At 55.8% G+C, this 8,576-nt stretch carries 10 protein-coding genes; 2 read left to right on the top strand and 8 right to left on the bottom strand.

Annotation, left to right across the window (positions count from 1 at the left end; translation table 11 throughout):
• The first annotated feature begins 398 nt into the window (after positions 1-398).
• Positions 399-989 (top strand): guanylate kinase, encoded by a 591-nt coding sequence (locus FYJ78_RS05330; protein ID WP_154620360.1) that lies wholly within the window; start codon positions 399-401, stop codon positions 987-989.
• Between the two features lie 151 nt (positions 990-1,140).
• Complete coding sequence (locus tag FYJ78_RS05325; protein WP_195847877.1) at positions 1,141-2,652, top strand: pilus assembly protein TadG-related protein; 1,512 nt, start codon at positions 1,141-1,143, stop codon at positions 2,650-2,652.
• Between the two features lie 32 nt (positions 2,653-2,684).
• Here the strand turns inward: FYJ78_RS05325 and FYJ78_RS05320 are convergent, their stop codons facing one another.
• From FYJ78_RS05320 to FYJ78_RS05285, 8 genes are all read right to left on the bottom strand, one after another.
• The gene (locus tag FYJ78_RS05320; RefSeq protein ID WP_235899861.1) at positions 2,685-3,053 is read right to left on the bottom strand and encodes a DUF192 domain-containing protein; all 369 of its coding nucleotides are present in this window, start codon (positions 3,051-3,053) and stop codon (positions 2,685-2,687) included.
• A gap of 11 nt (positions 3,054-3,064) precedes the next feature.
• Positions 3,065-4,045, bottom strand: coding sequence for a type II secretion system F family protein (locus tag FYJ78_RS05315; RefSeq protein ID WP_154620358.1), 981 nt, complete (start codon positions 4,043-4,045; stop codon positions 3,065-3,067).
• Positions 4,045-5,442, bottom strand: a complete 1,398-nt coding sequence (locus FYJ78_RS05310) for a TadA family conjugal transfer-associated ATPase (RefSeq protein WP_154620357.1) — start codon at positions 5,440-5,442, stop codon at positions 4,045-4,047. Before FYJ78_RS05310 ends, FYJ78_RS05315 begins: the two co-directional genes overlap by 1 nt.
• A 78-nt stretch (positions 5,443-5,520) precedes the next feature.
• A complete protein-coding gene (locus FYJ78_RS05305) occupies positions 5,521-5,976 on the bottom strand; it encodes a TadE/TadG family type IV pilus assembly protein (protein WP_195847876.1) in 456 nt (151 codons plus the stop codon).
• 55 nt (positions 5,977-6,031) lie between these two features.
• The gene (locus FYJ78_RS05300) at positions 6,032-6,214 is read right to left on the bottom strand and encodes a Flp family type IVb pilin (protein WP_154620355.1); all 183 of its coding nucleotides are present in this window, start codon (positions 6,212-6,214) and stop codon (positions 6,032-6,034) included.
• 63 nt (positions 6,215-6,277) lie between these two features.
• The gene (locus tag FYJ78_RS05295) at positions 6,278-6,436 is read right to left on the bottom strand and encodes a hypothetical protein (RefSeq protein ID WP_154620354.1); all 159 of its coding nucleotides are present in this window, start codon (positions 6,434-6,436) and stop codon (positions 6,278-6,280) included.
• A 19-nt stretch (positions 6,437-6,455) separates the two neighbouring features.
• Complete coding sequence (locus tag FYJ78_RS05290; RefSeq protein ID WP_154620353.1) at positions 6,456-7,442, bottom strand: type II secretion system F family protein; 987 nt, start codon at positions 7,440-7,442, stop codon at positions 6,456-6,458.
• The gene (locus tag FYJ78_RS05285; protein WP_154620352.1) at positions 7,439-8,566 is read right to left on the bottom strand and encodes a CpaE/TadZ family protein; all 1,128 of its coding nucleotides are present in this window, start codon (positions 8,564-8,566) and stop codon (positions 7,439-7,441) included. Before FYJ78_RS05285 ends, FYJ78_RS05290 begins: the two co-directional genes overlap by 4 nt.
• Between the last annotated feature and the right edge of the window lie 10 nt (positions 8,567-8,576).

Here is an 8,576-nt window from a genome sequence, read left to right as displayed (position 1 = left end):
CTGATGTGGTATGATAGACATGGCGATCGGGTCTCCTTTTGTAGAAGTTTGTTGCAACCAATATTCTACGGGATTCGGTCGCTTTTGTATATCCCTCCAGTCTCACATCTATTGTAAACCTACAAAAAAGTCTGCTCTGTTCCACCTTTTGGGTTGAAATTTCTGCGGAAATATAGTATTATAAATGCGGGAGGACATCTATATCTCGTATATAGATGCAGGCAAAGGTATAGAGGCGGCAAAAGCGGGGACGTTCGGTTGTTCCCGCTTTTGTATTGCCTGTATGATCCGCCTGTCGGATAAAAGGAAACCGGGTCAGCATGAGTTTCAGACGCTCCTTGACCCGTTAACATCGAATAAAGGGAATCGGAAACGGTTCTTAAGAAAAGGATTCAGATATGACAAACAGGATTTATGCGCTGGTCGGGCCGCATGGCGCCGGAAAATCAACCATGGCCTTTCTGCTCAAGGAAATGGGCATTCACTATATTCCCGTCTACACGACTCATATTTTCCCGAAGGGAGACCGCCGGACGGATAAAAATCTGGAGTTTTATCGCAGCGTAAGCCGCGAAGAACTGAGCCGGCTGGATCTTGTCGCGCAGTTCACGCATAAGGGAGACATCTACGGCGTAAGAAAGGAAGATATCCTTGGCGCGCTGGAGCATCACCGCATCAGCATCATGATTATGGAAGGCTCCGGCATCCATCAGCTCGGCAAATTCATCAAGAAGAATCTCTTCACCGTCTACCTGATGGCCGACTGTATGACGCTCGTCAAGCGCATGCTGGATATGGGTTGCTCTAACGAGGAGATCAAATACCATCTGCAGTACGCCGAAAATAATCATGAATTCGACAACTGGAAAATCACGGACTATGTGATCAAGAATACCGGCACTCCCGCTCAGGCGGTTGACCAGCTGCTCGCCATCATGGGCCTGACCGCCGTTGTCCCGCCGGATCAGTTTACCAGACTGACCAATTAAAACTCAAACCAAAATCAAGCGCCGCTCCTGACAAAAAGGGGCGGCGCTTTTCTGCGCCTTCGGCTTGCGTTCTTGGTATTTCATAGTAAACTATTAGTAGGGGAAAAAAGGGAATTTTGGGTTCTGTTTTTTAATGGAAGGGAGTCGAGACATGTTATCAAAACTTCATAAGCAGAGCGGCGCCATGCTGGTCATAACGGCCGTTCTGCTGCCGTTCCTTTTCGCGGGCACCGGACTGGCCGTCGATATGGGAAATCTCTACTATCACAAGGCGCGTCTGCAAAACTCCGTCGATGCTGCGGCTCTCGCCGCGGGACATGCCTACGCCGATACAAAAGGGGACACGAATGCGGCCAAGAACACCGCTGTCCGGTATCTCGATATCAATCATGGCGAGAACAGCTATACGCTGAACGGCATCACGTACAAGACGCCGGCGAATTCCGCCACCCGTCTGACCGTCGAAGCAACCGAAACCGTGCCGCTGTATTTCCTCAAGCTGTTCCGCTCACAGCCGGTTCAGAATGTTTCGGCAAAAGCCACCGCGCAGATTGCCAAACAGGGCGGCAAGGTTCCGAAGATCTTCGAATACGCCATGATCGGCGGCTACGATGGCAAGCCGCCGGCGGATAAAAGCATGGGCGGCCTCAACGACATCCGCAACGCATTGGTCTTTCATACGGCCGATATTGACATCAAAGGAAAGGTTCATTCCAATGGATCCATTTACCTTGACGATACGTTTCAGGACAAGAACAGCCGCACGTATTTCGTCACCAGCAGCTCTCTTTCCGTCACGGCGAAAAAGGACGCCGACCTCTGGGCCAATTACCGCGACAATTATTACGAGCATTATCTGAACGGACAGGACAGCACATGGTCCAACGGAAAACAGACCTATTACGCCGACGACGATCTTTCGCATGTAGACCCGGCTCATACCCATGACGATAAAATCGCGACGAATGAATCATGGGGACGCGGTTTCACGTGGCGCTACTATTACCGGATGGGAACGGCCGACAAACAGGATTATACGGCGCAGAACACCGCCTCATCGCCGATCGATATCTCCCTTTCCAAGACGAACGACATGACCAGCTCGCTCTACGATCTCATCGAAGCGTATCGAAACATGAGTTTGGCGGAACGGGAAAAGGCTCATGTCTATATCGATACCGACGGAAATTACAGCGGAAATTTCACCGGCTACCGCGGCTATCAGCTGAATCCGAGCCACACGACGAATATTTATCCGGGACTGACCTGCAGCGATTTTCAGACCACTTATTCTTCTTCCGAATCCTATAAAGTCTGGGATAACGTCTACAAAATCGTCATCGTCGACGGCGACCTCAGCGTAAACATTCCCGCCAATCAGAAGCCGGACAACGACAACGACCATCTGCTTCTGATCTCGCTGCACGGCAACATCTCCCTGCAGGGAAGCTCTCCGTTCCATGGCTTTCTCTATGCGCCGAACGGCACCGTGCTCATCGATGGAAGAGCCGACGCGGACATCGCCGGCAGCATCGTGGCCAAATCGATTTTCATGACGACGGGCGGCCAGCGCATCTCCGCCAGCAACCGCACCTTCACCAGCGACGGCAGCTCCTCGGAGCTTTCCGGAACGTACGTCGTATCACTGGTCAGCGACGACTGATACCTCCGCCATGCCGCACAAGCTCCGGCCTTTCACCGCAGACGGCTCCCCTGTTTCAGGCCGAGACGGCGAGCCGCACCGGACGGAAGCTCCAGCACGGCCCATGCGGAAGGACACCAGGAAAGTCCAATCCATGGACGAAGCCCCGCGGCAATCCGGATCACGCGGTACTCCCGGTCCAGATAAACCGCATCGATGGCAAACCGCATAAAGCACATGTGGATGCTGCTGCACGGCACGATGAGCAGGCCCTGTCCTTCCGTCAGGCGGCGGCGCCCCATCAGTCCGAAAAAACGAGTCCAAAAAGAATCCGCCACTTCGATCCGAAGCGGCGGATTTTCTATTCCGTCCGGAGATACCGGCCGCATGATCCGCATCTTCCGGTTTCTCTTTCTGTCCATGATTTACCTCCTCAGCGTCCGAGAAAGCTCTTGGCGATATTCATGACCGCCGGCCCGAGCGCCACGATGAATATCGCCGGCAAAATACAGCCGACCAACGGCAGGACGATCTTGACCGGCGCCTTGAGCGCCATGGCCTTGACCCATTGACGATGGCGCTCCCGCACATTGTCGGCCTGAATGCGCAGTGTATTGGCCATATTGGTTCCGAGTTTTTCCGACTGGATGATCGAGGTGACGAACAGCGACACCTCCTGCACCCGGCAGCGGACCGCCATGGCTTTCATGGCCTCCCGGCGCGTCATGCCCATGCTGACGTCATTGAGCATATGGCGGCACTCGTCGTTAAACGGCCCCTTCATGCGCGAAGAAATCTTTTTGATGGCCGCGTCAAAGGAGAGGCCGGCTTCGACGCTGACACAGAGCAAATCAAACGTCTCGGGCAGTTCCCGCCGTATCTGCTCCTGACGCGCGCGGATAGTCCGGTTCAGCGTGGAAAAGGGCAGCACCGCGCCGATCACCGCGCCCAGCAGACAAAAGGTCAGCTTCTGGATGAGCTCATAGGAGCTGGACATCACGGCGAGGAACATCATGCCGCCAAACAGAACCGGCATGACCGCCACGACCAGCATGAAGTTGTCCGGCGTCCATGATCCCGTCTTTCCCGCCGCTGCGATCTCACCCTCCAGCCACTGGTAGATTTCACGCGGCGCGAGCTGATGCATCTTGCGGTTGGCCCAGGCCCGCGCCGGTTCGATCACGCGGTATTTAAACGGAATATCGGCTTTTTTGCGCGGCGCGCGCCGCACTCCGGCCATAACCTGATCCGCCCATGGCGTACTGGTTCCTCCCGCCTGCTCCATGGTCCGGATGCTGCGGATGCGCTGGCGAATCTGGTCCTTCGGCTCCACTTTGCGCTTGAAGAGTCCGTAAAGCAGCAGAAAGAAAAGCAGGCTGACCGACAGGGAAAAGAGGATCAGCAGGATCGTCATCAGAATCTTACCTCCTGTGCAAAATGCTGCGACTCGAAAAATCCTTCGGGCAGCTCGATGCCGTTCTGACGGAACTTTTCAAGGAACGTCGGCTGCAGTCCCGTGCAGTCGAAATGACCGACGGCCTTGCCGTCCTCATCGAGTCCCGTCTGCTGATAGCGGAAAATATCCTGCGTCGTGATGGTATTCCCCTCCATGTGCTGTACCTCGGTGATATAGGTGATCTTACGGCTGCCGTCGCGGATGCGCGACTGCTGCACGACCAGATCGATGGCCGAAGACACCTGCTCGCGGATCGCCCGCACCGGCAGATCCAGTCCGCTCATGAGCACCATCGTCTCCAGACGGGACAAGGCGTCGCGCGGACTGTTGGCATGCGCCGTCGTCAGCGATCCGTCATGACCGGTATTCATGGCCTGCAGCATATCCAGCGCCTCGCCGCCGCGGACCTCGCCGACGATAATGCGGTCCGGGCGCATGCGCAGGGCGTTGCGCACCAGATCGCGTATCGTGATCGCGCCCTTCCCCTCAAGATTGGCCGGCCGCGATTCCAGCGTCACGACATGATCCTGCTGCAGGCGCAGCTCGGCTGCATCCTCGATGGTGACGATGCGCTCATCGTTCGGAATAAAGGATGACAGGACGTTCAGCGAGGTCGTCTTACCGGAGCCGGTACCGCCCGATACGAGGATATTGATCCGGGCCTTGACACAGGCCCGCAGGAAAATGGCCATTTTCTCATCGAGCGTGCCAAAGGCGATGAGATTCTCGACCGAAAACGGCTTCTTGGAAAACTTACGGATGGTCACGCAAGGCCCCAGCAGCGCCAGCGGCGGAATGATGACATTGACGCGGGAGCCGTCCTCCAGACGGGCGTCCACAAGCGGCGAGGACTCGTCAATGCGGCGGCCGATCGGCGTCAGGATTCGCTCGATGATGTGCATGAGATGCGCATCGTCATGGAAGCGGACATCCGTCAGCTGCAGCTTGCCCAGTCGCTCGACGAAGATATGCTGCGGCCCGTTAATCATGATTTCTGTGATGCTGTCGTCCTTCAGAAGCGGTTCGATCGGCCCTAGTCCGAGCATCTCGTCGCGAATCTCCGCCACGATATGCGCACGCTCTCCGAGCGGAACGGCAAACGGATCATTGGCCAGCACCCGTTCGAAATACCGGCTGATGATCGCGTCGACCTGATCCGTATTCTCATGCTTGGCCGTCGCCAGCGCATGCTGCTCTTCCGGCGTCATGCTCTCGACGATGCGGCGATGAATCTTCAGCTTCAGCTTCTGCAGGCTCCGCTCCTCCGACACCTGTTCCGTACTGCCATACGAGGCAAAGATCATCACCTGCCGGTTTTCCGCATTCGGGCGCCCAAGGCGGGCCAATAAGGACATCGCGTTCACTCCTCCGTAAAAAATAGGAATCTATGGAAAGACTGCCCTGCGGCAGCCGCCTTTTTCACGATCAGGGTTCTATTTCTTAGAACCGGTATAGGATTCATTGTACATGGTATAAGTAATCGTAATGGGATCGGGGATGATTTTCAGCCCATCGTTCTTCCCGCCCGGGTTGGACAAAAAGCCGAAAAAGCCCAAAAGACCGCTCTTGCGGTTCAGATCCGAAGTGATCGTCACCTCGACATCCTTCTGCTGCTTCAATGCCTTGTCATCCTTCGCGTTGAGTTTGACTTTACCGATATCCCACAGATACATATTGGTCATGGTTCCATAGTTTTTGTATTTGGCCTGATACGCCGTCGTGCTCCCCGTCACCGAAACCTCGCGGGCAATCGCGCGCGCAGCGTTGTTTAGGGAGATATAGTCGGCAAACATCATGCCGAAGGCCGTAATGCCGGCCAGCAGCAAGAGAAAAAAAGGCAGTATCAGCGCAAACTCCACAATCGACTGACCGCTTTGTTTCCGTTTCATGATACCGCCCCCTTTCATAAAGATGAACTGTTACGTTTCTGCCAATGCGCCGGCATTACTTATTCAACTGGCTGGTTGCACTGGAGAATACATTAGAAATAGCTTCTTTCAAACCGCCCGTATTCGTCAATACAACAGCCAGAGCGACAACAAAGGCCAGAATCAGCGCATACTCGACCATGCCCTGAGCCTTTTCCGACATGTAGCGGCCACGAAGGTAATTCAGAATCTCTAACATTGTTAAGTCCCCCTTGAAAATAGATAAAAATACTTCTTATGTAAAGCCGTATGGCGTCACATCTCATAAATACCGGACGAGCGAGGAAAAAACACCCGTGATGGCCTCGGCCAGCGGCTCGCGGTAGGCGACGAGGATTCCTGCGAACAAGACGACAGCCGCCAGAATCAGCGCATATTCCACAATGCTCTGTCCCCGCTGCGCCTCCTTCCTTCTCTTCATGAAAACTCCTCCTCCCGGCTCAGACCCGGATATCGACGATCTTGCGGATGATCAGCACCGCGATGAGTTCCAGCGCCGCCGCCGCGGCCAGCATCATTTTGCCGATGGCGCTGTCTAGCATCGGCTGCAGATAATGCGGATCGTTCAGATACAAAAAGCCGACGATGGCGAACGGCACCGCGCCGACGATGATGCCGGACAGCTTGCCCTGCGCCGTCAGCGACGAAATCTCGTTGCGCATGCGGATGCGCTCCCGGATCGTATCGCTGATCGTGTCGAGAATCTGCGACAGATTGCCGCCGACCTGACGCTGGATCAGCACCGCCGTAATGACGAGATCGAAGTCCTTGCTCTGCACGCGCTTGCTCATATGGCCGAGCGCGGTTTCGAGGCTTGCGCCGAGCGCGAGCTCGCTGAGCACCTTCTGGAACTCGACGCCGATCGGCGCCTCCATCTCCTTGGCGATCAGCTCCATGGCCTGCTGAAAGCTGAATCCGGCCCGCAGCGCATTGGACATCATGATGAGCGTATCGCCGAGCTGATTGTTAAACGCCTTGCCGCGCCGCGAAATATGAAGCTTCAGATAAAAAATCCCGCCAAAAGCGCCCGCCGCCATGCCAATGAAAAGCATCGGCAGCTTTAATGTGGTCAGGAAGGCGATCAGTCCGCCGAGAACGGCCAGAATGCCCAGCACCACCTCAAACTCCGAGCCCAAAAGCGGCCAGTCGGCCTGCAGCATCATGAGGTCGAAGGAATTGGTCTGCCGCCCGCGCGGGGAAAGGCGCCGGGAAATCTTGCGAATCTTTACCAGCGCCCGCTCCTGCAGCTGCATTCCCGCTTTGGCCTGACGCTCCGCCGCCGACTTTTTCGGCATGGCTTCCTCCTTGCCGGAGAAGTATTCCATGCGCTGCACCATGCTCTTATGATCCTTCTCCCGATGCTTCAGCGGCAGAGTGAGGAGGATAAAGAACAGGAACGACAGAAGGAAAATCATCAGAATGCTCATGGCTGATCCCACCGTATCTGCTTATGGCCGGTCAGCTGAGCCGCCAGCTTGTTGATGCTGCGGGTCAGCTGGCTGTCCGGTTCAATATCGAGCGCCATGCGGCCATTGTCCGCCGCGTTCGATACGATCTGATATTCATTCGGCACGATACAGTCCACCGGATAGCCGAGCTCCTGCTCCAGACGCTTCTGAGAAGCGATATCGCAGGGCGTCACCCGGGTGAAGATCGTGCGGACGATCTCCTCATGGCGGTCCAGCCCCTCGAAGATCTCCAAAGCCCGGCGCATATGCTGCACCTCGAAGCCACCGTTAATCATCGAGACAAGATAGACCGTATCCGACTGCTCCGCGGCGGCAATCGACGTCGGGTTGAATCCCGGCGGCACATCGATCAGCACATAGCGGAACAGGCTCTGCGCCATGTGAATAACGCGGATGAAGGACTCGATCTCCACGCGGTCGCTCAGGCTCGGATTTGCCGTGCCGCACAGCACCTTCACACGATCATTTACCTCGGTAAAATAACCGCTCAGGGAGATCGGCGACAGGAAATCCACATCGCGCACCGCTTCGACGATCGTGCTCTTCGGCTTGAGGTTAAAAAACACCGCCATATCGCCGAACTGCAGGTCGGCGTCGATGATGCCGATTTGTTCGCCCGTCTTATTGGCCAGACACATGGCCAGATTCGCAATGACCGTCGTCTTGCCGCTCTTGCCCTTCGGACTGAAAAAGCTGACCGTCCGGTTCGTCACCTCCATGCCCGTTTTGGCGAACTGCTGCATGGCCTTGACGAGATACTCGCCGGTAAACGGCTTGATGATATACCCGCGCGCTCCCTCGCGCACGAGATGGCTTGCGACCTCCGCCTGCCAGTGATCGCCCATGCAGACGATGGACGTGTCAGGATAAACGCGGCGGAAATCCGCCAGAATCTCCGGCGCATTGCGGTTCTCCACATCGAGCAGGATCAGGTTTGGCTTGAACACACCGCCCTGCCCCAGCGCATCGGAATCGCTCTGATATTTTGCCGCCAGTTCAAAATCCGGCGTCTGATTGATGACATTCGCCAGCTGCTCCATCATCAGACGATTGCCCTCGACGAGCAGAACCCGGTATTTCATCGATCAACAC

It is taken from the genome of Wylensekiella montiformis (assembly GCF_009697385.1).
In the GTDB taxonomy this organism is placed as follows: Bacteria; Bacillota; Negativicutes; order Selenomonadales; family Selenomonadaceae; genus Selenomonas_A; species Selenomonas_A montiformis.
Note: the sequence above shows the minus strand (reverse complement) of the source record. Positions and strands in the feature narration are given on the sequence as shown.

Coding starts and splice junctions, on each gene's coding strand:
- FYJ78_RS05320 (WP_235899861.1), bottom strand. CDS start 3,053: ATGGACAGAAAGAGAAACCGGAAGATGCGGATCATGCGGCCGGTATCT.
- FYJ78_RS05325 (WP_195847877.1), top strand. CDS start 1,141: ATGTTATCAAAACTTCATAAGCAGAGCGGCGCCATGCTGGTCATAACG.
- FYJ78_RS05305 (WP_195847876.1), bottom strand. CDS start 5,976: ATGAAACGGAAACAAAGCGGTCAGTCGATTGTGGAGTTTGCGCTGATA.
- FYJ78_RS05290 (WP_154620353.1), bottom strand. CDS start 7,442: ATGAGCATTCTGATGATTTTCCTTCTGTCGTTCCTGTTCTTTATCCTC.
- FYJ78_RS05300 (WP_154620355.1), bottom strand. CDS start 6,214: ATGTTAGAGATTCTGAATTACCTTCGTGGCCGCTACATGTCGGAAAAG.
- FYJ78_RS05285 (WP_154620352.1), bottom strand. CDS start 8,566: ATGAAATACCGGGTTCTGCTCGTCGAGGGCAATCGTCTGATGATGGAG.
- FYJ78_RS05295 (WP_154620354.1), bottom strand. CDS start 6,436: ATGAAGAGAAGGAAGGAGGCGCAGCGGGGACAGAGCATTGTGGAATAT.
- FYJ78_RS05315 (WP_154620358.1), bottom strand. CDS start 4,045: ATGACGATCCTGCTGATCCTCTTTTCCCTGTCGGTCAGCCTGCTTTTC.
- FYJ78_RS05310 (WP_154620357.1), bottom strand. CDS start 5,442: ATGTCCTTATTGGCCCGCCTTGGGCGCCCGAATGCGGAAAACCGGCAG.
- FYJ78_RS05330 (WP_154620360.1), top strand. CDS start 399: ATGACAAACAGGATTTATGCGCTGGTCGGGCCGCATGGCGCCGGAAAA.